The following is a 22,167-nucleotide window of genomic DNA, read 5'->3' as shown; positions in this document are numbered from 1 at the left end:
TGCAACCTGGGTACACCCGGTATACCGCAGCCATTGAGGTCACTACAGCGTTTTGTCGACATGCCCACAGAGAGACAAGTCAAACACAGAACGGCCAACTCCCCCCGCAGGAAGTCGGACTTCATGCGAGTCACCAGGTCACGGCGTACACCCGTCGTGTCGCGCGCACACGTCGAGGGCCCGGATCCATGATCAGGATCCGGGCCCTCGACTTCAGTAGCGGGGACAGGATTTGAACCTGCGACCTCTGGGTTATGAGCCCAGCGAGCTACCGAGCTGCTCCACCCCGCGCCGTTGTGTGTCAACCGTACCACGGCGCGGGAGGGCATTCGGTTCGGTCAGCGCCCTAACTGCTCGGGCTGCTGCTGGGTGAACCGCTCGGCGAGCTGCTCGGCGAACCGCTCGGACCGGGGGACGAACCGGCGGACGGGCTGCTGCCGGCCTTGCTGCCGCCGCTCCCGCTGCCGGTCTTGTTCGCCTTGGACTGCGCCTCCTCGGCCCGCTTCAGCGCGTCCTCAAGGTCCTTCTGCGCCTGTCCGTACGCCTGCCAGTCGCCCTTCTTGAGGGCCTCCTGGCCCGACTCGAAGGCCTTCTGCGCGTCGTCGAGCGCCTGCTGGACCGTCGGATTCGCGGACGTCGGCGGTGTGGTGGTGCCGGTGTCCGGCGGCGAGGTGGAACTCTGCGCCCCGAAGACCTTGTTGAGCGCCAGGTCGAGCGTGTCCTCGAACGCCGTGTTGCCGCCGTAGGTCACCAACACCTTGCGCAGCAGCGGGTACTTGAGTCCGCCACCGCGTACGTACACGGGCTCGACGTACAGCAGTCCGCCGTCGAGCGGGACGGTGAGCAGGTTGCCGTACTCGATGTCCGAGTCGCCGCCCTTGAGCAGCCTGATCGATTCGGCGATGTCCTGTTCGGAGTTGAACTGGCTCTGGACCTGCTTCGGTCCGTCCACCGTTCTGCTCGTCGGCAGTTTCAGGATCCTGATCTTGCCGTAGTCACTGGTGCCCGCCTCGGCGTTGACCGACATGAAGGCGCTCAGGTTGTCCCGGCCGTTCGGCGTGAACGTCGTCGTCAGGGAGAACGCCTGCGCCTGCTGGTCGGGCATCTTCATGCTCAGGTAGTACGGCGGCACCGCGTTGCCCGACTTGTTGGTCGGGTCGTCCGGCACCTGCCACACCTCGCTGCCGCTGAGGAACGTCTGGGCGTCCTTGACGTGGTAGCGGGTGAGCAGCTCGCGCTGCACCTTGAACAGGTCCTGCGGGTAGCGCAGGTGGGACATCAGCGACGGCGAGATATCGGTCCTGGGCTTCACGGTGCCCGGGAACGCCTTCATCCAGGTCTTCAGGACCGGGTCCTCGGTGTCCCACTGGTAGAGCTTGACCTCGCCGGTGTACGCGTCGACGGTCGCCTTCACCGAGTTGCGGATGTAGTTGACCTGGTTCTGCTGGGCCATCACCGCGCGCTGCGTGTTGCCCGCGGTCAGCGAGTCGGCCGTCGTGTCACCGAGGGTCGTACGGGAGGCGTAGGGGTAGCCGTTCGTCGTGGTGTACGCGTCGACGATCCACTGGATGCGGTCGCCGACGACCGCCGGGTAGGCGTCGCCGTCGATGGTCAGCCAGGGCGCGACCGCCTCGACGCGCTCCTTGGGCGTGCGGTTGTACAGGATCCGCGAGCCCTCGCCGATGGCGCCGGAGTAGAGGATCTGCGGCTCGCTGAACGCCACCGCGTACGCGGCCCGGTTGATCGGGCTGGACAGGCTGACCCCGCTCTTGCCCTGGTAGCTGGTGGTCTTCTCGCCGCTGTCGTCGGAGTAGTCGATCTCCTTCTGGGGACCGCCGACGATCGAGTACTCGGTGGTCTTCTCGCCGTAGTAGATCCGCTGCTGGTACGTCCCGAGGTCACCGGACGACGGCAGGTCGGACTCGGTGAAGACGGGCTGGCCGTTGGCGCCGGCGGTGGTGCCCTTGGCCGCGACCACGCCGAAGCCGTGCGTGTAGCGGAAGTGGTCGTTGATCCAGTTGTTCTTCGGAATACCGTTGAGGTTCAGCTCTCGCAGACCGATGACCGTGTCCTGATCCTTGCCGTCCTTGTTGTAGCGGTCGACGTCCAGGTTGGTCGGGAACGCGTAGTAGTTCTTCATCTGCTGGAGCTGCTGGAACGTCGGGGAGACGATGTTCGGGTCCAGCAGGCGGATGCTCGCCGTGGCGTCGGCGTCGTCGCGCAGCTTGTTCTTGTCCTTGCTGTCGCTCTTGCCGTCGTACTCGGCGACCTGGGCGCCCTCGATGCCGTAGGCCTCACGGGTCGCCTTGAGGTTCTTCTCGACGTACGGCGCTTCCTTGGCCTGCTCGTTCGGCTGGACCTGGAACTTCTGGACTATCGCCGGGTACAGACCGCCGATGAGGACCGCCGAGAGCACCATCAGGCCGAAGCCGATGACGGGGAGCTGCCAGGTGCGCCGCCACAGGGTGGCGAAGAAGAGCAGCGCGCAGATGACGGCGATGCAGAACAGGATCGTCTTGGCCGGCAGGTAGGCGTTCGCGTCTACGTACCTGAGGCCCGTCCAGTTGCCGGTCGCCTTGAAGTCGCTCGACTTGACCGCGAGTCCGTACCGGTCGAGCCAGTAGGCGACCGCCTTCAGGGCGACGAAGACGCCGAGCAGCACCGACAGGTGCCCGGTCGCGGCGGCCGTGGCGCGCGCCCCCGGGGAGGTGACCCTCAGGCCGCCGTACAGATAGTGGGTGAGCGCGGCGGCGATCAGCGACAGCACCGTGGCGGCGAAACCGAAGCCGAGCAGGAACCGGTACCAGGGCAGGTCGAAGGCGTAGAAGGAGACGTCCAGGTGGAACTGAGGGTCCTTCTGGTGGAAGGGCACGCCGTTGACCCACAGCAGCCAGGTCCGCCACTGGCTGGAGGCGGACGCTCCCGCGATCAGGCCGACCAGGGCGGTGATCCCGAGCAGAAGCCACTTCTTGTAGGGCGCGATCCCCATCCGGTAGCGGTCGAGGCTCTGCTGCTCCATGGACATGGCACTCAGCGGCGGGCGCATCCGGTGCGCGAGCCAGACGTTGAAGCCGACCGCGGCCGCCATCAGCAGACCGAAGACGAAGAAGAGCCCGATCTTGGTCCACAGCGTGGTCGTGAAGACGGACGGGTACTTCACCGACCGGTACCAGAGCCAGTCCGTCCAAAAGCCGGCGAACATGACGAACGCCATGCCGAGAACGGCGAGGACCCCCAGTGTCATGAGCAGGGTCCGGGCACGCCGGGACGGGCGGCCCACTCTGATCCGTGGCCCCGTCGGGCCTCCGCCGCGGTCCGGCATCTGGAAAGCCAAGGTGCGCACCTCGAAGTTCGCTGTTGATCCGTGTTGATCCGTCAGGCCCCCGTGAACGCGGACCATGGATGGGGCTCCACGATCGCGGAGCCCCACCTATGCAACTTACTGGCGCTTTACTCGGTTCCCGCTTCCGGGTGGGAACGAGGCAGGATTGTGACCATGTCCAACACTCCCATGGCAGCGAGCCCGCTCACCCAGGCCGTACTCGAGATCGACGAGTACGTCTCCGGCCTCGGCTGGGACCAGCCCGCTCGCCTCTTCGCCCTCGTCGACACCGCACGGCTGCGGGATCAGGAACCCGCGCTCGCGGCCCAGCTCGGCCTGGAGGACGAGTCCGGGACCACCGGTCTCACCCCGATCGAGCAGGACGAGCTCCCGGCCGGCAAGCCGCTGGACGAGTTCCTCGGCACCATCGCCTGGCCCGACGCGGTGGTCGGCTGCGCCCTCACCGTGGAGCGGCTGATGCTGCCGCCGTCCGCGGAGGGCTCGGTTCCTGAGGGACTTAGCGAGAAGAAGCTGGCGAAGTGGGTCGCCGAGCACCCGGAGCGCCAGGAAGTGCGCATGACCGTGGCGGTGCTGCGGGACGGCGCGCGCGAGTCTGCGCTGCGGCTGCGTGAGAAGGACTCGTCGACGGAGGTGCTGACAGGTCCTGACCTGGTGCCGGGCCTCGCGCAGGCGCTGTCGGCGACGTTCGAGGACTGACTGGTCCGCGTAAGTACCGCGGACTGAGTGGTCCGCGTAGGCACCACGGACTGACTGCTCCGCGGTACATGGCTGGGGGCGCACGGCCTTTCCGGGCGCCCCCGGTCACGCACGAGCGCGGCGCCGCCCGTCACCCTTGGAACATTTCATCTGGAACACTTCATCCCTTGACGGTGCATTTCGGCAGATCAGCGGTCTTGCCGGTGCGGATGTCCTCAAGGGCTTTCAGGGCGTCGTCGATGGTGTTGACCTTGACTAGCGTGAGCCCCTTGGGGGTGTCCTTGGCGGCGGCCGCACAGTTGTCCTTGGGCGTCAGAAAGTACTGGGCGCCCTTGCTGCGCGCACCGACGGTCTTCATCTCGACGCCGCCGATCGGCCCGACCGTCCCGCTGTCGTCGATGGTGCCGGTGCCGGCCACGAACTTCCCGCCGGTGAGACTCCCCGGGGTGAGCTTGTCGTAGATGCCGAGCGCGAACATCAGGCCGGCGCTCGGTCCACCGACGTCGGCGAGCTTGATGTCGATGGTGAACGGGAACGTGTGATCGGTCCCGGCGGAGATCCCGACGATGGCCCGCTCCTGGCCGCTGTCGTGGGACTTCGCCGTGTTGATCGTCACATCCTGGCTCTTGGTGGCCGTCTTGTTCGCCTTCGCGGCGGCGGCCTGTTCCTTGGCAGGCACGATCGTGAAGACGACCTTTTCGCCGGGCTTGTGCTTGGTGACCAGCTTGGCGACGTCGTCGGGCGCCTTCACCGCCGTACCGTCGACGGCCTTGATGACGTCGCCGGCATGCAGCCTGCCCTCGGCGGGCGACCCCTTGAGAACGGTGGAGACGATCACCCAGGACTTCACGGGGACGCCCAGCTCCTTGAGGGCGGCGACCTTGGCGCTCTCCTGTGACTGGCTGAACTCCTCGGCGTTCTCCTGGGTGGACTGCTCCTCGGTCTTGCCGTCCGGGTAGAGCGTGTCGTGCGGCACGACCTTGCTGTCATGCGCGAGCCATCCGTACACGGCCTCGACGAGGTTCATGTTGTAGTCGGCGCTGGTGACCCGGACGGTGGTCATGTTCAGGTGACCGGTCGTCCGATAGGTCGTGCGCCCGGCGATCTGCAGCACCGGCTCGCCGTCGTGCTCGCCGAGGGTGTTCACCGTCGGACCCGGGGACAGCTCCGAGTACGGCACTTTGATGAACACTCCCGCGCACAGGAGCGCGATCAGCATCAGGGTGGAAGCGAGCATCGTCGCGGTGCGGCGTGGCATGGAACGACAGTACGGGACGGGCCTGTCAACGCACCGCCGGGGCCGTCCGTACGAGCGGGCGGTCCCTGGGTCCCGGGTGCTCAGCCGCCCGAGTGGGACCTCTCCATGGCTTCGCGGAAACGGGCGTACCCGGCGAGCTCCGAGCCGTCGCCCGCGGCCTTGCGATGACGACTGGCCCAACTGCCCCACAGTCCGGCACCGACCGCAGCCATAAGCGGAATCAGCAACCAGGCGAGCGCCGCCATGCCGACCTCCCCATCACATGAGCGACCGCAACTGACTGATCAGCAGATTAATCATCCGCACTGACAACGCTCAGGCCAGGGGTGCGGTTACGCAACCGGAAGCCGGGTGAGAGGTTGGTTAACCCCATGAGAGGTACGAGAGCCGCTCGCGGGGTCAGGTCAGCAAGCCCCGACCCACTCCTCCGTCCCGTCGGAGAACTTCTGGTGCTTCCAGATGGGCACCTCGTGCTTGAGGTCGTCGATCAGCTTGCGGCAGGCATCGAAGGCCTCGCCCCGGTGGGGACACGCCACGGCGACGACGACGGCGAGATCCCCGACCCGCAGATCCCCCACACGGTGCACGGCCGCGAGCGCCCGCACGGGATAATCGGCGACGACCTTCTCGGCGATCCGCCGCATCTCGGCCTCGGCGGTGGGATGGCACGAATACCCCAGCTCGTCGACGTCGGCCCCACCGTCGTGATTACGCACGGTCCCGACGAACAGCGCGATCCCTCCGGCCGCATCGTCCCCCACGGCGCGGAAGACCTCGTCGACGGAGAGCGGGGTGTCACGGATCGCGAGCAGCTTGATGGGATCGTCCGCCGCCTGCTCACCGGGGTGATCGCTGGTGTGTGCCATGCCCCCATCGTGCCGTACGCCACCGACAAGGAGGAATAGGCGACCCACCCGTCACGCGGGGTCTGGGGGCGCAGGCCCCGGCGGGGTCTGGGGGCGCAGCCCCCGGCAGGAGTCAGGGGGCACAGCCCCCGGCAGGAGTCAGGGGGCACAGCCCCCGGCAGGAGTCAGGGGGCACAGCCCCCGGCGGGGTCGAAGGGGCGGAGCCCCTGGAGGATGGGACGGGTAGGGGCGGCGGGGGCGAAACCCACTACGACCCAACCCCACCGCACACATCAGATCCGCCGCCGAGCCTTCCGCGCCCGCCGCACCACCGCCGCCGCACCCAGCAGGGCAACCGTCGCCCCGGCAGCCCCCGCAGCCGTCGCGTCCTTGCGTCCCAGCCGCCGCCCGACCACGGTGTGCCGCCCGGCCACCTCCTCCAGCAGCTCCGCGAGGACCTCCTCGTTCGTCCACTGCGGCCGCCACCCGGCGTCGTGCAGCCGGCTCCCGCTGACCACCCAGGGGTACATCGTGTACGCGAGATCACCGGCGGGCGAGGGCGTCAGCCCGATCCGGTGCAGCCGCGCCGCCGCACCCAGGGCGACCGCCGACGGCAGCTCCATCCGCCGAATCCCGCTCAGCTCCTCGACCTCTTCCTGCTCCAGCCACCCGTCGCACCCGACAGCCAGCTCCCCGTCCACCTTCTCCAGAACGGCGTACTCCAGGGCACCGCACAGATCCTCGACGTGGCAGAACTGCCAGGCGGGCCGCGACCCGGCGACAACCAGCAACCGCGGAGACTCGAAGTACCTGGTCAGCGCGGTGTCGGTCCCCCCGACCAGCACAGCCGGCCGGACGACGGTGACATTGAGTCCCGGATGGGCCCGCGGCGCCCGCCGCGCGAGCCGCTCGATCTCCAGCAGGTCCCCGACCCCGGTCGCCTCCGCGGTCGCCCGCAGCTCGGCGTCCTCGGAGAGCGGCAGCTCGTTGTCGGGCAGTGCCCCGTAGACCATCGCTGAGGTGCACAGCACCGCCCGGTGCACCCCGGCCGCCGCGGCGGCGGTCAGCACGGTCTGCGTCCCCCGGACGTTGTAGGCCGAACGCGCCGCCGGATCGGTCTCCAGATCAAGGTCGAGGGCCAGGTGCACCACGACGTCCGCGCCCCGCAGCTTCTCCGCGATAGCTGGATCGCGCACGTCGAGGATGTGCCACTGCGCGGCCGCGCACTCCCCGCGCCGCTCGTCGATGGCGACGACCTGCTTGATCTCCTCCGAAGCGGCGAGCCTCTCGGTGAGCAGGGCTCCGACGCCGGACGCGGCGCCGGTGACCGCGACGACGGGCCCGCGAAGGCCGGGACTGGTTGAATGGTTTCGCGCTGCGCGAACCTGCGGATCTGGGGAACTCACCGGGCGTCTCCAGCGGTTGTCTTCAGTACGAACGCGAAGCACGCGCGCGTACCAGGTGGCATCCATCCTGCCGCAGGCCAGGAGTCAGCGAAGCACCCAGGCCCGATCCGCCCGGGGTGTCTACGCTGGTGGTGTTGTCGGGCAGCCAGCCGCCGGACCGAACCGGTGGCCTTACCAGCCGAGGAATCCCGTGAGTGACACCCCATTCGGATTCGGCCTTCCGCCGGAGGAGCCGGAGAACGGCGACGAGGGCAAGAAGAAGGACCAGCAGAGCGGTGGTGGTCAGGGACCGGCCAACCCGTTCGGTTTCGGGCTGCCCGGAGCCGGCGGGGCCGGCGCCGACAACCCGCTCGCCGCGATGTTCGGTTCCCTGAACCCCACCGACCTGGGCGCCGCCTTCCAGCAGCTGGGCCAGATGCTCTCGTACGAGGGCGGCCCGGTGAACTGGGACATGGCCAAGCAGATCGCCCGCCAGACGGTCTCCCAGGGTGCCCAGGACGGCACGAAGGACGCGAGCGTGAGCCCCGGCGAGCGCTCCGCCGTCGAGGAGGCCGTCCGCCTGGCCGACCTGTGGCTCGACGACGCGACGTCGCTGCCGTCCGGTGCCGGCTCCGCTGTGGCCTGGAGCCGCGCGGAGTGGGTCGAGGCGACCCTGCCCGTGTGGAAGGACCTCGTCGACCCGGTCGCCGAGCGCGTCGGCGCGGCCATGGGCGACGTCCTGCCGGAGGAGATGCAGGCCATGGCCGGGCCGCTGATCGGCATGATGCGCTCCATGGGCGGCGCCATGTTCGGTACGCAGATCGGGCAGGCCCTCGGCGTGCTCGCCGGCGAGGTCGTCGGCTCGACCGACATCGGCCTGCCGCTCGGCCCGGCCGGGAAGGCGGCGCTGCTGCCGCTGAACATCGAGGCGTTCGGCAAGGACCTGGGCATCCCCAAGGACGAGGTGCGGCTGTATCTCGCCCTGCGCGAGGCCGCCCACCAGCGCCTGTTCGCACACGTGCCGTGGCTGCGCTCGCACCTGTTCGGCGCGGTCGAGGGCTACGCGCGCGGCATCAAGGTCGACACGGCGAAGCTGGAGGACGTGGTCGGCCAGTTCGACCCGCAGAACCCCGAGGAGCTGCAGCAGGCACTCCAGCAGGGCATGTTCCAGCCGGAGGACACCCCGGAGCAGAAGGCGGCCCTGGCCCGTCTGGAGACGGCCCTGGCGCTCGTCGAGGGCTGGGTGGACGCCGTGGTGCACGCCGCCGCGAAGCCGCGCCTGACCTCCGCCGACGCGCTCCGCGAGACCCTGCGCCGCCGCCGCGCCACGGGCGGCCCGGCCGAGCAGACGTTCGCCACGCTGATCGGCCTGGAGCTGCGTCCCCGCCGGCTGCGGGACGCCTCGCGCCTGTGGGCGTCGCTCACGGACGCGCGCGGCGTGGACGGCCGGGACGGCCTGTGGGCGCACCCGGACATGCTGCCGACGGCGTCCGACCTGGACGACCCGGACGGCTTCGTGCACCGCGAGCAGCTGGACTTCTCCGAGCTGGACAAGATGCTCGGCGAGGCGGCGGGCGGCTCCGCCGAGAAGCCGGACCTCAAGAAGAGCGACGAGGCCGACAAGGGCGACGACGCCGAGTGAGCCTGTACGACGACGCGGTCCTCGTGCTCAAGGCGTACGAGGACCAGGAGGAACTGCGCCAGGCCTATCTGGACCACCTGGAGGCTCACCCCGACGGCATGTGGAAGGCGTGCCACGCCGGACACATCACGGCGAGCGCGCTGGTGATCGATCCCGAGCGCGACCGGGTGCTCCTCACCCTGCACAGGAAGCTGAAGATGTGGCTGCAGATGGGCGGCCACTGCGAGCCGGGCGACGCGACCCTTGAGGCCGCGGCCCTGCGCGAGGCCACGGAGGAGTCCGGTATCGCCGGGCTGACACTGCTGCGCGGCGGCCCGGTCCGCCTCGACCGGCATCCGATCCCGGCGCCGTGCCACTGGCATTTCGACGTGCAGTACGCCGTCGTGGCGCCGCCGGACGCGGAGCACGCGATCAGCGACGAGTCACTGGACGTGCGCTGGTTCCCCTACGACGAGGTCGCGGACGTTGCCGACGAGTCGGTCGTACGCCTGCTGGAAGCGACGCGCGCCAGGCTCTGAATGCGTAACGTGTAAGGGGTGGCCGCTATAGCGGTCACCCCTTACACGCATGCTCAGCTCCAGACGTTGCCCTGGTTCTGCCCGCGCGCCCCGTGCTGGCCCATGCCGTACTGCGCGCGCACCCCCTGCCCGATCACCGCGTTCTGCGGCGGCAGCAGCTCGCTGGGCTGGACGAGCGCGAACCCGCTGCCCATGAAGCTGAGCTCCCAGCCCTCACCGGTGTTGCCGCGGCGGCGGAACACCCCGGAAGAGTGCGTCTGGGCCTGCATCTGCACGCGCAGGCCGGTGGACCAGGCGACGATCGCGTCGGCGTCGCAGTTGACGTACTTGTCCGGGGTGACCTGCATCATCAGGGGCACACCCGACGTCATCAGCGCCACCTTGCCACGGCCGGTGATGTTGAGCTGGTACTTGCCGGAGCCGGAGATGCCGTACTGGCTGTCCACGGCGATGACCTCGTGGTGCAGCGAGGAGTCCATCGCCAGGACGTAACTGCTGTCGACGGTGAGTCCGTCCTGCTCGACGTCCATGATGTGTACGTGCTGGGCGAGGTTGGCGAGGTAGACGGTGCCCTGCCCGTGACAGCGCATCAGGTCCAGGCCCTCGCCGGTGTGCGCACGCGCGCGCCGCTGGCTGTTGTGCTGGTACTCGGCGTCGAACTCGACGAGCCCCTGGTAGGCGACCATCGTGCCCTTGCGCGCCAGGATGTCGTCGTGGCCCTCCAGCAGGACGCGCAGCATCTGCGGGTTCTGCAGGCTGTAGCGCTCCTGGGTCTGCTGCTCGTTGTAGCCGAAAAGCGTGCTCTGCATGGTGTGCGGTTCCCCCTCAGCCCCGGATCCGGAGGCGGTCGGTGCTGTCCTCGCTGGGCTGGACGACGACGATGCCCTGCCCGGAGAACGCCATCTGGTACGCCTCTCCGCTGCCGCGCCCGATGAGCGACTGCGCCTTGAAGCTGCGCTTCCCCTTCACCTTGAGGTTCGGCGACCAGGCGACGAGGGCGTCCGGGTCGACGTACGTCTCGTCCTCGCCGCCGCCGCAGTCGACGACGATCGGCTCGCCCCGGGAGGTCAGGGCGACCCACCCCTGCCCGGAGATCTTCGTGTTCCACAGGCCCTGCCCGGCGAACTTGGCGAGCCCCTTGACGCGTTCGACACCCCACTGCAGGTGCGCATCGAAGGCGAGCAGATTGGTGGCGTTGACGGAGATCGCGTCTCCGCCCAGGTTGATGACGACGACGTTCGACCCGTAGTCGGCGAGGTAGAGCAGACCGTCGCCGGAACACTTCATGAGGGGCGCGCCCTCACCGGTGATCCAGTCCCGCGCGATCTGGCGCACCGCGGGCGGATTGGGCTCGTACTGGATGAACCCTTCGTAGGCGACCATGGAGCCCACGCGCGCGAAGAGGTCGTTTCCGGTCTGCATGGCGACCTTCAGCATGTGGCTGCCGTGGTTCTCCATGCGGGCGCTGACAGGTGCGGGTGCGAAGCCCGCGAGCGGCTGGTTCATGACGGGCTCCCTCAGACCTCGTAGGGCTGGACGACGACGAAATTGCCGGGCGCGGCACGGAACTGGAGGTTGACGCTCTCCCCGGTGTCCCCCGGGTAGGCGTTGCGGCGCATGCGGACCTGGCTGGAGACGATCACCTGGGCCGCGGCGGACCAGGCGACGACGGCGTTGGAGTCCACGAACGTCGTCGGTGTCACGGGCAGGACCACGGGCGCGCCGTGCGTCTTCACGACGATCGTGCCGGTCCCCTGGAACTGCATCGTGAACAGCGCGCCACCGGGGATGCCATGCCCCTCGATCCGCCGCACCTCGTACTGGAGGGACTCGTCGAAGGCGAGGACGTTCTCCGCGGAGACGCAGATCGCGTCCCCCTGGAGCTCGATCGGGTGCAGATGGGTGGCGTTTTCGGCGAAGAACACCTGGCCCTGGCCCGTACAGCGCATCAGCTGCATCTCCTGGCCGGTCGCGTTGCCCACGATCCGGCCTGCGAAGCCGGCGCCCTTGTAGCTGAAGTCGACCTTGCCTTGGTAAAGCACCATGCTGCCCTGCCGGGCCAGCACGGGCTGCCCGCCGATGCCGAGGTCGGCGCGGACGAGCTTCTTGTTCTGCTGCGTCCACCGCTGGCCGGTGGGTGTCTCCTTGAAGGCTTGCAGCGCTGCGGCCACACCGGCACCACCCTGCGGGGCGTCCTGTGGGGCGCCGTACGGGGAGGGTGTCACGGGCTGGCCGGGGAACTGGCCCGGAGCCTGCCCGTGGGGCGGCTGCTGGCCGTACCCGGGGGGCGCGGAAGGGGCCTGTTGCCCATAGCCGGGAGGCATTGGCGCGGACGGCTGCTGGCCGTACCCGGGCGGCGGGCCCGGCTGCACGGGCGGCTGGACGTACGGCGCGGGACCCGGCGGCGGGACGGTTCCGCCGGTCGGGGGGTTCAGGGGCGCCACGATGGTGGGCGCGGCGTGCACCGGGGGCGCGGAAGGCGGGGATCCCTGGGGCGGCGCGAAGCCCTGCGGGGCGGGCTGCGGCTGCTGCGGCGCGGGTGCCGGGGCAGGAGCGGGTGCGGCCGGGGCGGCGAACGCGGGCGGTGCGGAGGCCTGGGCGGGTGGGGCGAACCCGGGGGCCGCACCGGCCTGCGGCTGAGGCGGCTCGGGCGTCTCCTCCTCCAGCACATCGCCGCCGAAGTTCTTCAGCAGCGCCTCGAGCCCGCCGTCGAAGCCCTGGCCGACGGCGGCGAACCGCCAGACGTCCTTCAGGTAGAAGTCGCCCAGCATGACGGCTCGTTCGGTGGTGAACTCCGAGCCGCTGAACGGGTAGCGGGCCACTTCCTCGCCGCCCGCGACGATGCGCAGGTGTCCGGGGGCGATCTGCGACATCTGCCCGGCGCCGTCGATCGTCGCCGTGAAGGACAGCTTCTGGATCTGCGGCGGGATCCTGTCGAGCGTGACCCGGAAGGACTCCGTGTCGCCCGCCTGCGGACCGAGGAGCTGAACGGACTCCTCCGGCGTCTTCGGCTGGTTGAAGAAGACGAAGTACCGGTCGTCCGAGAGCCGTTCGTCGGCGTCCAGACCGAAGCAGCTGATGTCGAAGGTCAGTCCGGGCGCGGAGATCTGCACGCCTACGTACAGATCCGTGCCCGCGGTGAGGTCACTGATCCTGGCCTTGTGGCCGCGTTGGAATTCCCTGGCCATGCGTACGACCGTCCCCCATCCCGAATGTGAGTGCGTCGCGCCAGGCTAACGGCAAATACGCGGAGCGGACGAAGCCGGTACAGACCCGGTACACAACCGCATCTTCGGGGCACCCGACGGCATCTGCCCTGCGCACGGACGGGGCCGTACAGCGGCCCACGCCACCCGCCCGGCAGGTGGGGCGAGCCGACGGACATCGGTGACGTCTGCCCAGCACGTGGCGCGAGCCGGCGTACGTCGGTGACGTCTGCCCGGCACGTGGCACAAGTCGGCGTACGTCGGTGACGTCTGCCCGGCACGTGGCACAGGTCGGCGTACGGCCGTTGGCGTCCGCCGAGGGCGCGGCGCCGGCTCCTGCGCGGCCGGTGACCTCTACTCGCCGCGCGGCGCGGGCTGGTGGGGCAGCCGGTCGGCCGCGACCACCCCTTCGAGATAGCCGCGGGCGCGCTCCGTCCGCGGATACGCCTCCAGCAGGCGCCAGAAACGCGGCCCGTGACCCGGTACGAGCAGATGCGCGAGCTCGTGCAGGAGCACGTAGTCGACGACGTACTCGGGCATGCCCTGCAACCGGTGCGACAGCCGAATGCTGCCTTCCGCCGGGGTGCACGAGCCCCAGCGCGTGTTCTGGTTGGTGACCCAGCGGACCGAGGTGGGCCGCGCCCGCCCGTCGAAGTACTGCAGCGAGAGCCGCTCGGCGCGCTCGGCCAACTCGGCGTCGCCGATCACCCGCTTGCTCTCCTGGGCGGCCAGCTTGTCGAGCATGACGGTTACCCAGCGCTGCTCCTCCGCCTTGGACATCCGGGCGGGGATGAGCACAACGGTGCGATCGCCCTCACGGTACGCGGAAACCGTTCGGCGGCGTCGCGCACTCCTGCGAACCTCGATCGCGCTCGCCCCCGAGCCGCTCGGCGGCTGGCTCGTCGTGCTGCGCGATGGCTTTCCGGCACGGTGCAGTGGGTCGGCGGGCACGCCCCGACGTTACCCGCTGCACACGCGGGAAGTCCCGCCTCCGGGACGGTTCCGTGCGGATCCGCGCCCCGTGCGCTTGATTCGTACGACGAATGTCCCCGGCTGTGGACAACTTTCGGCACGCACCCGCCCCCTCCGGGCATGCTGGCATGCGTCGGCGGATCGGAACATCCACCGACGAACGGGGACGAACTAGGGACTACGGGGGCCGGTCATGCATCCGATGGTGAAGCCCGCGCTGCGGCGCGGCTGGCGGGATCTGAACACCGTGCAGTTCGGGATGGCGCCCGCGCACGCAATGGTGCTGGGGCCGGTGGACACTGCGACGGGAAGCTTCCTCGCCCTGCTCGACGGTACCCGCGGGCTGCCGCTGCTGCGCGAGGAGGCCCGCCGCATGGGCCTGCCCGAAGGCCACGTCGACGCACTGGTGGACAACCTGTCCGGCGCGGGACTGCTCGACGACGCGACGGGCGGCGGCCCGAGGGCCGACGCCCTTCGGACGAAAGCGGGCGTCCTGGACCGCCTCCGCCCCGACCTGGCGTCGCTGTCACTGGTCGCCCGCACACCGGGCGAGCCCGCCCGGCGCCTGGCCGCCCGTCGCTCCCATCGAGTCCAGGTCCGGGGCGCGGGCCGCGTGGGCGTCGTCCTGGCCTCGCTGCTGGCAGGCGCGGGCGTCGGCGAGGTCGATGTCCGTGACACGGGCTGCGTCGAGCCGTGGGACGTGGCACCGGGCGGCCTCCCCGCGGACTCGATCGGCCGGCGCAGGGAGGAAGCGGCCCGCCGCGCGGTACGAGCGGCCGCGCCCGACCGGCCACCCCGCCGGGAGCGCGCATCACGCCGCTCCCCGCACGACGCCCCGGGCCCCGGCTTCTCCCTGGTGATCCTCGCCTCGCGCGACGGCATCCAGGTCCACGCGCCCGACCCGCTCGCCGCCGAGCCGCTGATCACCTCCGGAACACCCCATCTGTACGCAGGTGTCGTGGAGGGCACGGGAGTCGTCGGCCCGTTCGTCCTGCCCGGCGACACCAGCTGCGCCGGCTGTCTCGACCGAGGCCGCGCCGATCGGGACGAGACGTGGCCCCGTCTGGTCGCTCAATGGCGATCCGGGCGCCCGCGGCAGGTCCAGGCCTGCGACCTCGCCCTGGCGACCGCCGTCGCGGGAGTCGCCGCCGGACATGCGCTCGCCTTCCTGGACGGCGAGTCGCCCTCCAGCGCGGGCGCGCGCTGGGAGACATCCGTGCCCCGGCTCGACTGGCACGCGCGACCGGTGTGGGCGCATCCCGCATGCGGGTGCGGCGCAGCGGAGAAAGGTAAGGAGGAACACACCTCCGAGGACGGGGAGCCGCACGAGAGAATGGCGGAGCAACGGCCGTCGAGAGACTTGTCCCGCAAGGCACACGCGGCACGGCTGTCTGGGACTTGGAGGGCGTATGTCTGATCTTCCCCGGAAGGCGGTTACCCGTACCGCCAAGCTCGCCGCGCTCCCGCTCGGCTTCGCCGGGCGGGCTACCTGGGGGCTCGGCAAACGGATCGTCGGCGAATCCGCGGAGATCGTCGGCCGCGAACTCCAACAGCGCACGGCCGAGCAGCTGTTCAAAGTCCTCGGCGAGCTGAAGGGGGGTGCCATGAAGTTCGGGCAGGCCCTGTCCGTCTTCGAGTCGGCTCTCCCCGAGGAGGTCGCCGGCCCGTACCGCGCAGCCCTGACGAAACTTCAGGAGGCGGCCCCGCCGATGCCGACACGCACCGTGCACACCGTGCTCGAGGAGCGCCTCGGCAAGGACTGGCACCAACTGTTCCTGGAGTTCGAGGACAAGCCGTCGGCGGCCGCGTCGATCGGCCAGGTGCACCGCGGGGTGTGGCACGACGGCCGCGAGGTCGCGGTCAAGGTGCAGTACCCGGGCGCCGGCGAGGCACTGCTCTCCGACCTGAACCAACTGAGCCGGTTCGCCCGTCTGCTGGGCCCCCTGATCCCGGGCATGGACATCAAACCGCTGATCACGGAGCTGCGGGACCGGGTCTCCGAGGAGCTGGACTACGGCCTGGAGGCTCAGGCGCAGCGCGCACACGCGGAGGAGTTTGCGGGCGACCCGGACGTCGTGGTGCCGGCCGTGGTGCACCAGTGCGAGCAGATCCTGGTGACCGAGTGGATGGAGGGGATACCGCTGTCGGAGGTGATCACCGACGGCTCCCAGGAGCAGCGAGACCGCGCGGGACAGCTACTGGCCCGTTTCCTCTTCTCGGGCCCGGCCCGCACGGGCCTCTTGCACGCCGACCCGCACCCGGGCAATTTCCGCCTGGTGCCCTGCACCGACGGCGGGTCCGCCCGCAAGGAGGACTGGCGCCTGGGCGTCCTGGACTTCGGCACGGTCGACCGCCTGCCCGGCGGCCTGCCGACCCCGATCGGCGACTCCCTGCGCATGACCCTGGAGGGCGACGCCCAGTCGGTCTACGAACTCCTCTGCGAAGAGGGTTTCGTCAAGGAGTCCATCGAGCTCGACCCCGACGCGGTCCTCGACTATCTCCTTCCGATCATCGAGCCCGCCCAGGCCGACGATTTCACCTTCACCCGCGGCTGGATGCGCAGTCAGGCGGCCCGCATCGCCGACCCGCGCTCTCCCGCGCACCAGCTGGGCAAACGGCTGAACCTTCCCCCGTCGTACCTCCTCATACACCGGGTGACGTTGAGCACAATCGGCGTGCTGTGCCAACTGGGCGCCACGGTCCGCCTGCGCGACGAACTGGAGGAGTGGCTCCCCGGCTTTCTACCGGAGGAGGAACCGGCAGCGGAGGCGTGAGCGGCTACCACCAGGCCGAGTCCAGCCGCCCCTCGATCGCCCTGATGTTGGCACGGGCGCAGCTGTCGCAGAAGTAGCAGCGGGCGCCGTTCTCCACGGAGCAGGTCCAGGTGGGTTGGGGATCGTCGGCCGCGGTGCCGCAGCGTGCGCACACGAGGTACTGGGCCTGTGCGGTGTCGGACACCTGCACGGAGCCACGGTTGTCAGTGTCCCCGGGAAGACTCGTCACCCCTGTGACGATATCGCCGCGGCCGCGGTTCGGCGCTTTCAACGCACCGCGGGGGCCGGTCCGTTCGGACCGGCCCCCGCAAGATTTTCCTGCCGCCGAGTGTCGTCGGCTACTGCATGACGGCCATGGCGAGCGCACGGCGGGCGCGCAGCGAGGCGCGCTCGGCCCGGCGCTGCATCCGGCGGGCCATCGCCAGGCGCACGGCCCGTCGTTCCCGCTCGGCCTCGTGCAGTCGCTCGTGCATATGCGCACGAGCCAGGGCTTCTGGGATGAGTTGCATCTCTCGGGTCCTGTTCTGACGCGAGTCGTTCGCGCCGGTGGTGGTGAAGTCTGGGGTCGCGGAGCCTGCGGGCTCGCTGGTGGACGGCTTCATCGGGGCCTGCTTCTTGGGGTCGTGCGTGAGGGGGCGGTCGATCGTTCCTGCGGTGTTCATGCCGTGACCGGGTTCTTGCGCGGGCGGCCACGCGGCCGCTTCCGGGCGACGACGACACCCTGGACGAAGAGCTCGCCACCCCAGACACCCCAGGGCTCACGCCGCTCCTTGGCGCCGGCGAGGCAGGCCTCGATCAGCGGGCAGGTGCGGCAGAGGGACTTGGCGTACTCGACGTCGGCCGGCAACTCGGCGAAGAAGACCTCCGGGTCGTAGGAGCGGCAGGGGACGGGTACGCCGAGGTTCTCGATGGCGTCGTCGAGCGCGGTGAGCGCGGTGAGCGGGGTCAAGGTGGAGTCCTCCGTGAGGCCGGGCGGGGGGAGCGTTTCGGAAGGCGGTACGGACGGGGCGTGCGCTTCGAGTTGCACGGTTCGTCTTCCTCGTCTGGTCGTTCCGGCCCTGTTGGACCGGTTGTCGGCTTGGTACCGGGTTCTTTTCTTGTCCCGAGGCCCCTTCGTTCTGCCGCCCCTGTTCGGGGAAAACAGAAGGGCCGCGGATCCCGGATGGGGTTCCGCGGCCCTGAAGGCGCCGGCCTGATCGGCGATCAGGCTGGATCACTCCAGGGTTCTGGCCCACGGAAGGCCCACATCAGGTGGTGCTGCGTCGTCTGCTTCCGGAATCCGGCACCGGCCGCCGCAAAGGCATAGGCCTGCGCCTGTGCCGCTACTGCTTCCAGTGCCTTGGTCGGTCGCTCATTGCGCTCACGGATGGGAAGACCCGCGAGAGACAGGGAGGACGCCGGACGCACGGCACGAATGCCGGACAGACCGGTGCCCAGGTTGGAAACGCCGAGCATGCACGCGGAGACGACCGAGCGATCGGTCATTTTGACGGCGCGGGTGGAGCTGCTGCTGATGCTGATGCTGATCACTGGAATCGCCTCCTCTCGGCGTCTCGGGGGACTGGGGGTGAGCCAGTCCGACGGATAGACAAGTACAGCACGGAATCAGGGCCTCCGAGAAGGCCGCTGTCCCCGTGCCTAAGAACCTATGGGGATTGCCGGGGCATGCGCAAACTATTTTTTCGACGAGTTCGCATCAATCCTCGCCGTCCTCTCCCCCTCCGTCCCGACCTGCGCAGATGGCCAGAACGTCGGCGCCGTAGCGGTTGAGCTTGCGCACTCCGACCCCCGGGATGCGGGCCAACTCGCGCTCGTCGCCAGGCATGGCCTCGGCGATCGCGATCAGCGTTCTGTCGGTGAAGACGCAGAACGCGGGCTGTCCACTGCGATGTGCCTGCACCGCCCGCCACTCGCGCAGCCGCTCGTACAGGCCCTCGTCCATGTCGGAGGGACAGCCGTCACAGCGCATCAGTTTCATCTCGCCGGCGTCGGACAGCGTGCGCCCGCAGACTCGGCAGCGGGCCGGGGTTCTGCTGGTACGGCGCGGGGCGACGGTCGTACCCGCGGTGCTGAATCCGCGTTCGATGCCTCCGGCACCGCCGCCGGTGGCGCGGCCCGCGGTGCCGGCCGAGCCGGGTCGCAGTCCGTCGAGGAAGCGGCTGGGGCGTCGGCTGGCGCGGCCGCCGGGTGAACGGGACAGAGCCCAGGAGAGATGGAGACGTTCCCTGGCACGGGTGACGCCGACGTAGAGGAGGCGGCGCTCTTCCTCGATCTGCTCGTCGGTCTTCGCGTAGGTGATCGGCATCATGCCCTCGGCGATGCCGACGAGGAAGACGACGTCCCATTCCAGGCCCTTGGCGGAATGCAGGGAGGCGAGGGTGACGCCCTGCACGGTAGGGGCGTGCTGGGCGTTCGCCCGCTCGTCGAGCTCCGCCACGAGGTCGGCGAGGGTGGCGTCGGGTTGGGCCCCGGCGAAGTCCTGGGCGAGGTTCACCAGCGCGGCGAGGGACTCCCAGCGCTCTCTGACTGCTCCGGAGCCCGCGGGTGGCGTCGGGGTCCAGCCTTCACCCGAGAGGACGGCACGCACCTGGGAGGGCAGATCGACGGCGCCGTCGAGGAGGGAGTCGTTGGCGCCGAAGCGGGCCGCGCCCCGCAGAGCGATGCCCGCCTTGCGCACCTCGGGGCGGTCGAAGAACCGTTCGGCGCCGCGAAGCTGGTACGGGACCCCGGCGTCCGCGAGGGCCTGCTCGTAGATCTCGGACTGGGAATTGGTGCGGAACAGGATCGCGATCTCGGCGGCGGGCATGCCACCGGCGAGCAGGTCGCGGATGCGGCGGGCGGCGCCTTCGGCCTCGGCGGGCTCGTCTGCGTATTCGGTGTAGACGGGTTCGGGGCCGGGGTCGCGCTGGGAGACCAGTTCGAGGCGATGGTCGGCGGCGCGGCCGCGGGCCTGGGCGAGGAGGCCGTTGGCGAGGTGGACGACCTGGGGTGAGGAGCGGTAGTCGCGGACGAGCTTGACGACGGTGGCTCCGGGGTGACGGTTGCGGAAGTCGAGGAGGTGGTCGGGGGTCGCGCCGGTGAAGGAGTAGATGGTCTGGCTGGCGTCACCGACGACGCAGAGGTTGTCGCGGTCGCCGAGCCACAGCTCCAGCAGTCGCTGTTGCAGGGGGCTGACGTCCTGGTACTCGTCGACCACGAAGTGCTGGTACTGGGCGCGGACCTCGTCCGCGATGTCGTGCCGGTCCTGGAGGATGCCGACGGTGAGAAGCAGAACGTCCTCGAAGTCGATGACGGCGCGGTCACGCTTGAGGTCTTCGTATGTGGCGTAGAGCTGGGCGATCTCGGCGGGGTCGCGGGGGGCTTCGCGGCCTGCCTTGACGGCCGCGGCGGCGTAGTCGGCGGGGACCGTCTGAGTGACCTTGGACCACTCGATCTCAGCGGTCACGTCCCGCAGCTCGTTGCGGTCGAGGCGGATACGGCTGGCGGCGGCCGCGTCCGCGACGATCTGGATCTTGCGGTCGACGATTCTCGGGAGACTGCCGCCGACGGCTTTCGGCCAAAAATACTGGAGCTGGCGGAGAGCCGCGGAGTGGAAGGTCCGGGCCTGGACACCGGCCGCGCCGAGCTGGCGGAGGCGGCCACGCATCTCGCCCGCGGCACGGTTGGTGAAGGTGACGGCGAGCACGCTGGAGGGCTGGAGGATGCCGGCGCGGACCCCGTAGGCGATGCGGTGGGTGATGGCCCGCGTCTTGCCCGTGCCGGCGCCTGCCAGCACGCACACCGGACCGTGCAGGGCGGTCGCCACCTCGCGCTGCTCGGGGTCGAGCCCTTCGAGCACCGCGTCGGCCCCACTCGGCGGAGCCGAATATGGGGAACCGCCGGGAACCTGCGGGAAGAGGGTGGAGTGCGTTGCTGCTGTCACCCCGCCATGCTGCCAGGTCTGCGGAGGCGGGTGCGGCGGTTGTCCACAGGGAGGCATCCGCAGTCGTACTAATACGGCAGGTGTCGCCGGTGAGGGGCCCGAGCGCCCGCGCACCGAAACGGGAATGGTGGAACGTTCACATACGTTGCCCTCTCAGCAAGCACGCACCCCGAGCCGCAAAGGAGCGCAACCGACATGCCGGGCACTGTGACGATGTACAGCACTACGTGGTGTGGCTACTGCCGCAGGCTGAAGAGCCAGCTGGACCGAGAGGGCATCGCGTACAACGAGATCAACATCGAGCAGGACCCGGAGTCCGCGGCGTTCGTGGAGAAGGCGAATGGCGGAAACCAGACGGTTCCGACGGTCCGGGTGGTTCCCAGCAAGGGCGGCGGCGAGGTCGTCATGACGAACCCCAGCCTCGCCCAGGTGAAGCAGGCGCTCAGCGCCTGACCCCAGCACACCGCACGCCCCCTCCGGCGATCCACCGGAGGGGGCGTCGCCATGTGACCGCGCCTGTCAGACGCTCCTCGTCGGGAGGGGCTTGCCGTACCAGAGTTCGATCAGGCGGGCGGCGATGGAGATGCCGTACGGGGGCAGTACCTCTCCGGACTCGAAGGCGGTCCGCAGTTCCTCCCGGGAGAACCAGCGGGCCTCGTGGATCTCGTCCCCGTCGACGTTGATGTCGGTGGAGGTGGCGCGGGCGAGGAAGCCGAGCATCAGGCTGGACGGGAAGGGCCAGGGCTGGCTGGCGACGTACTCGACCTGGCCGACGGTGATGCCCGCCTCCTCGAAGACCTCGCGACGCACCGACTGCTCGATGGACTCTCCGGGTTCGACGAAGCCGGCGAGGGTCGAGAAGCGGCCCTCCGGCCAGTGCACCTGGCGGCCGAGCAGAATGCGGTCGTCCTCGTCGGTGACGGCCATGATCACCGCGGGGTCGGTGCGCGGGTAGTGTTCGGCGCCGCAGGCGGGGCAGCGGCGGATGTGACCGGCGGCCGCGATGACCGTGCGTTCGCCGCAGCGCGAGCAGAAGCGGTGCATGCGCTGCCAGTTCTCCAGGGCGACCGCGTGCACCATGAGGCCCGCGTCGCGCGGGGACAGCAGCAGGCCGGCCTCGCGCAGCCCGGCCGGGCGCGCGGACTGGTCCATGCGGCCCGGGAGTGCGTCCTTCTGGAGCGCGAAATAGCTGACGCCGTCCTCGTCGATGCCCAGGAAGTAGCGGTGGGCCTCGGTGAGGGGGGCCTCGAAGGAGGGCGTCATCACGAGTTCGGTGGTGCCGTCAGCCGTCTCGTCGATGAGGACCTGGCCGCCGGAGACCACGAAGCAGCGGGTCGTGGGGTGGCTCCACGCCGCGGCGAGCCAGGCCTCGTCGAGCCGGTGGTGGGCGGCCCGGTCGATGCCGCTCGGGGCGGTGAGCGAGATGGGTCGGTCGGCGGTGTGGTCGGTCCAGGTGGTCACGGGTACTTCCAACTCCCCCGGTGGAACGGTTGTTTCGGCGGGCGGTTCAGCGGGACGTACGGCTGGAGGGCCCGCGTCGGGCGGGCCTTGGGCGTGCGGGGCGGCCTTTCCAGTGTGCCGCGCCCCACGGCCCGCCCGGGTGGCC

The 22,167-nt window shown here is 69.9% G+C and carries 21 protein-coding genes and 1 tRNA gene; 6 read left to right on the top strand and 16 right to left on the bottom strand.

From position 1 onward, the window contains the following. Positions 1–217: 217 nt before the first annotated feature. Together Q2K21_RS06005 and Q2K21_RS06000 are read right to left on the bottom strand one after the other, a co-directional pair. Positions 218–291: transfer RNA gene (locus Q2K21_RS06005), tRNA-Met, on the bottom strand. Between the two features lie 55 nt (positions 292–346). Further along, positions 347–3,322, bottom strand: a complete 2,976-nt coding sequence (locus Q2K21_RS06000) for a UPF0182 family membrane protein (RefSeq protein ID WP_386276035.1) — start codon at positions 3,320–3,322, stop codon at positions 347–349. A gap of 174 nt (positions 3,323–3,496) precedes the next feature. Here Q2K21_RS06000 and Q2K21_RS05995 point away from each other — a divergent pair, with 174 nt between their 5' ends. Beyond that, on the top strand, positions 3,497–4,039 hold the full coding sequence (locus Q2K21_RS05995) for a PPA1309 family protein (protein WP_310766510.1): 543 nt from the start codon (positions 3,497–3,499) through the stop codon (positions 4,037–4,039). A gap of 160 nt (positions 4,040–4,199) precedes the next feature. Here Q2K21_RS05995 and Q2K21_RS05990 read toward each other — a convergent pair whose 3' ends face one another. The 4 genes from Q2K21_RS05990 to Q2K21_RS05975 form a co-directional block, all read right to left on the bottom strand. Next, the gene (locus tag Q2K21_RS05990) at positions 4,200–5,297 is read right to left on the bottom strand and encodes a YlbL family protein (protein WP_310766507.1); all 1,098 of its coding nucleotides are present in this window, start codon (positions 5,295–5,297) and stop codon (positions 4,200–4,202) included. An 80-nt stretch (positions 5,298–5,377) separates the two neighbouring features. Next, positions 5,378–5,542 (bottom strand): hypothetical protein, encoded by a 165-nt coding sequence (locus tag Q2K21_RS05985; RefSeq protein ID WP_310766504.1) that lies wholly within the window; start codon positions 5,540–5,542, stop codon positions 5,378–5,380. Positions 5,543–5,701: 159 nt separating this feature from the next. Then, positions 5,702–6,163, bottom strand: a complete 462-nt coding sequence (locus tag Q2K21_RS05980; RefSeq protein WP_310766501.1) for a molybdenum cofactor biosynthesis protein MoaE — start codon at positions 6,161–6,163, stop codon at positions 5,702–5,704. 272 nt (positions 6,164–6,435) lie between these two features. Further along, positions 6,436–7,548: an SDR family oxidoreductase gene (locus Q2K21_RS05975; RefSeq protein ID WP_310766498.1), complete on the bottom strand. Its 1,113-nt coding sequence runs from the start codon at positions 7,546–7,548 to the stop codon at positions 6,436–6,438. A 190-nt stretch (positions 7,549–7,738) separates the two neighbouring features. On the opposite strand from Q2K21_RS05975, the gene Q2K21_RS05970 reads away from it, so the two are divergent. Both Q2K21_RS05970 and Q2K21_RS05965 read left to right on the top strand, forming a co-directional pair. Then, entirely contained in the window at positions 7,739–9,169 is a 1,431-nt protein-coding gene (locus Q2K21_RS05970; protein WP_310766496.1) for a zinc-dependent metalloprotease, read from the top strand. Continuing rightward, positions 9,166–9,687 carry an NUDIX hydrolase gene (locus Q2K21_RS05965; protein WP_310766493.1) on the top strand — a complete coding sequence of 174 codons (522 nt, stop codon included), beginning with the start codon at positions 9,166–9,168 and terminating at the stop codon, positions 9,685–9,687. Before Q2K21_RS05970 ends, Q2K21_RS05965 begins: the two co-directional genes overlap by 4 nt. A gap of 53 nt (positions 9,688–9,740) precedes the next feature. Here the strand turns inward: Q2K21_RS05965 and Q2K21_RS05960 are convergent, their stop codons facing one another. The 4 genes from Q2K21_RS05960 to Q2K21_RS05945 all read right to left on the bottom strand — a co-directional run bounded on the left by Q2K21_RS05960 (position 9,741) and on the right by Q2K21_RS05945 (position 13,844). After that, a complete protein-coding gene (locus Q2K21_RS05960) occupies positions 9,741–10,496 on the bottom strand; it encodes an AIM24 family protein (RefSeq protein ID WP_310766490.1) in 756 nt (251 codons plus the stop codon). Positions 10,497–10,512: 16 nt separating this feature from the next. After that, positions 10,513–11,193, bottom strand: a complete 681-nt coding sequence (locus Q2K21_RS05955) for an AIM24 family protein (RefSeq protein ID WP_310766488.1) — start codon at positions 11,191–11,193, stop codon at positions 10,513–10,515. Between the two features lie 11 nt (positions 11,194–11,204). Continuing rightward, positions 11,205–12,875 carry a TerD family protein gene (locus Q2K21_RS05950; RefSeq protein ID WP_310766486.1) on the bottom strand — a complete coding sequence of 557 codons (1,671 nt, stop codon included), beginning with the start codon at positions 12,873–12,875 and terminating at the stop codon, positions 11,205–11,207. A 372-nt stretch (positions 12,876–13,247) separates the two neighbouring features. Beyond that, positions 13,248–13,844, bottom strand: a complete 597-nt coding sequence (locus Q2K21_RS05945) for a M48 metallopeptidase family protein (RefSeq protein ID WP_310766482.1) — start codon at positions 13,842–13,844, stop codon at positions 13,248–13,250. Between the two features lie 214 nt (positions 13,845–14,058). On the opposite strand from Q2K21_RS05945, the gene Q2K21_RS05940 reads away from it, so the two are divergent. Both Q2K21_RS05940 and Q2K21_RS05935 read left to right on the top strand, forming a co-directional pair. Next, positions 14,059–15,282, top strand: a complete 1,224-nt coding sequence (locus Q2K21_RS05940; protein ID WP_310766479.1) for a TOMM precursor leader peptide-binding protein — start codon at positions 14,059–14,061, stop codon at positions 15,280–15,282. Beyond that, positions 15,275–16,639 carry an ABC1 kinase family protein gene (locus Q2K21_RS05935; RefSeq protein ID WP_310766477.1) on the top strand — a complete coding sequence of 455 codons (1,365 nt, stop codon included), beginning with the start codon at positions 15,275–15,277 and terminating at the stop codon, positions 16,637–16,639. The genes Q2K21_RS05940 and Q2K21_RS05935 overlap by 8 nt, the downstream gene beginning before the upstream one ends. Before the next feature lie 4 nt (positions 16,640–16,643). On the opposite strand, the gene Q2K21_RS05930 is transcribed toward Q2K21_RS05935, so the two are convergent. The 5 genes from Q2K21_RS05930 to Q2K21_RS05910 form a co-directional block, all read right to left on the bottom strand. Beyond that, complete coding sequence (locus Q2K21_RS05930; RefSeq protein WP_310766475.1) at positions 16,644–16,868, bottom strand: hypothetical protein; 225 nt, start codon at positions 16,866–16,868, stop codon at positions 16,644–16,646. Positions 16,869–16,977: 109 nt separating this feature from the next. Beyond that, on the bottom strand, positions 16,978–17,301 hold the full coding sequence (locus tag Q2K21_RS05925) for a hypothetical protein (RefSeq protein ID WP_310766470.1): 324 nt from the start codon (positions 17,299–17,301) through the stop codon (positions 16,978–16,980). Further along, positions 17,298–17,666 (bottom strand): WhiB family transcriptional regulator, encoded by a 369-nt coding sequence (locus Q2K21_RS05920; RefSeq protein ID WP_310766467.1) that lies wholly within the window; start codon positions 17,664–17,666, stop codon positions 17,298–17,300. The genes Q2K21_RS05925 and Q2K21_RS05920 overlap by 4 nt, the downstream gene beginning before the upstream one ends. A gap of 176 nt (positions 17,667–17,842) precedes the next feature. Then, positions 17,843–18,124: a hypothetical protein gene (locus Q2K21_RS05915; RefSeq protein WP_310780657.1), complete on the bottom strand. Its 282-nt coding sequence runs from the start codon at positions 18,122–18,124 to the stop codon at positions 17,843–17,845. A gap of 211 nt (positions 18,125–18,335) precedes the next feature. Beyond that, positions 18,336–20,618 (bottom strand): ATP-dependent DNA helicase UvrD2, encoded by a 2,283-nt coding sequence (locus Q2K21_RS05910; protein WP_310766464.1) that lies wholly within the window; start codon positions 20,616–20,618, stop codon positions 18,336–18,338. Between the two features lie 138 nt (positions 20,619–20,756). Between Q2K21_RS05910 and Q2K21_RS05905 the strand changes: the two genes are divergently transcribed. Further along, a complete protein-coding gene (locus Q2K21_RS05905) occupies positions 20,757–21,014 on the top strand; it encodes a mycoredoxin (RefSeq protein WP_310766460.1) in 258 nt (85 codons plus the stop codon). 66 nt (positions 21,015–21,080) lie between these two features. On the opposite strand, the gene nudC is transcribed toward Q2K21_RS05905, so the two are convergent. Then, positions 21,081–22,022, bottom strand: coding sequence for an NAD(+) diphosphatase (nudC, locus tag Q2K21_RS05900; RefSeq protein WP_310766457.1), 942 nt, complete (start codon positions 22,020–22,022; stop codon positions 21,081–21,083). Positions 22,023–22,167 lie beyond the last annotated feature (145 nt).

Origin of the sequence: Streptomyces sp. CGMCC 4.7035, from assembly GCF_031583065.1 — a bacterium.
GTDB classification, from domain to species: Bacteria; Actinomycetota; Actinomycetes; order Streptomycetales; family Streptomycetaceae; genus Streptomyces; species Streptomyces yaanensis.
This window is presented reverse-complemented; position numbering and strand designations above follow the sequence as displayed.